Source organism: Polaromonas sp. P1_G2, from assembly GCF_056405515.1.
The window spans coordinates 1-349 of the sequence record NZ_JBFUBY010001853.1 but is presented as its reverse complement, the minus strand read 5'-3'; the positions used below and the strand labels follow the sequence as shown (position 1 = coordinate 349).

Genomic DNA, 349 nt, shown 5'->3' with positions numbered 1-349 from the left:
ATATAGCCGTGGCCGCCGAACAGCTGTTGCGCCTGCACGGCGTTGTCGAAGCCGCGATCGGTCATCACGCCCTTGAGGATCGGCGTCATGATCGACAGGATGTCCTCCGCCTTTTGCCGCTCGGCGGCGTCCGGCGAGCGGTGGGCGATGTCGGACTGCAGCGCCGTATAGAGCAGGAAGGTGCGGCCGGCCTCGTTGATCGAACGGATCTGCATCAGCGCGCGGCGCACGTCCGGATGGACGATGATCGGATCGGCCTTCTTGTCCGGCACCTTGGGGCCGGTCAGCGAGCGGCCCTGGATGCGCTCGCGGGCATAATGGGCGGCACTCTGATAGGCGGCTTCGGAGA

General features: G+C 66.2%; 1 pseudogene. It reads right to left on the bottom strand.

The features are described from left to right. Window positions 1-349 (bottom strand): annotated as a pseudogene (locus AC1D0P_RS32895) (acyl-CoA dehydrogenase); the annotation flags it as partial.